The sequence below is a fragment of the Vibrio sp. D173a genome (assembly GCF_030248475.1).
Window position 1 is genome coordinate 1 of record NZ_JAHGAH010000434.1, and the last position, 736, is coordinate 736.

Annotated in this window: 2 protein-coding genes; one reads left to right on the forward strand and one right to left on the reverse strand. The window is 43.9% G+C overall.

Annotated elements, in window-relative coordinates; genetic code table 11:
• Positions 1-142, forward strand: a 142-nt coding sequence (locus KIV40_RS26520) for a transposase (RefSeq protein ID WP_285352165.1), incomplete at its 5' end; no start/stop codon positions are given.
• A gap of 10 nt (positions 143-152) precedes the next feature.
• Here KIV40_RS26520 and KIV40_RS26525 read toward each other — a convergent pair.
• Positions 153-736: IS3 family transposase (locus tag KIV40_RS26525; protein ID WP_285352164.1), on the reverse strand; the 584-nt coding region annotated here is incomplete at its 5' end.

The following is a 736-nucleotide window of genomic DNA, read 5'->3' on the forward strand; positions in this document are numbered from 1 at the left end:
GAACAGGCTTTGGGATAATCACTTTTGGCAAAGAGGCTATTTTGTCGATAGTGTTGGAATCAATGAAGAAATCATACGCCGATATGTAAGACATCAAGAGAAGCAAGAGCGAGTAGAGCAGCACCAGTTGGCGTTGGATTAAACTGTAGTGGTCAACAAATACCGGACACAGATTTAAGCCGATTTTCTGCATCAACTGGAGATAGCCCATCATTAACTTGATGAGGCCGTAACCGGTTGTAATAAGACATCAGATAATGGCTGATGTCTCTCTTTGCCTGAGTTTGAGTAAGATATCCTGTTGCAGGTACCCATTCGGTTTTTAAACTTATAAATAGCCGTTCCATTGGTGCATTATCCCAACAGTTACCACGGCGACTCATACTCTGAGTGATTCGATAGCGGCAAAGCCTCTGGCGATATTTTCGACTACTGTATTGACTGCCTTGGTCTGAGTGGAACATAACATTCTTAGGTCGCCCTCGTTGCTCCCAAGCCATTTCTAAAGTCCTACACGCCAAGTCAGCGTCAGGTTTGTCGGATAGAGACCAGCCGACAACACGTCGGCTGAAGAGGTCTAGAACGACAGCTAGATAACACCACTTTGAACCTGACCATATATAAGTAATATCACCACACCAAACTCTATTAGGCGCTGCCACTAAGAACTCTCGTTTCAACAAGTGTGGTATATCTGGTCGCTCTGATTTTGCATGTTTATTCTGTGAATACAGAA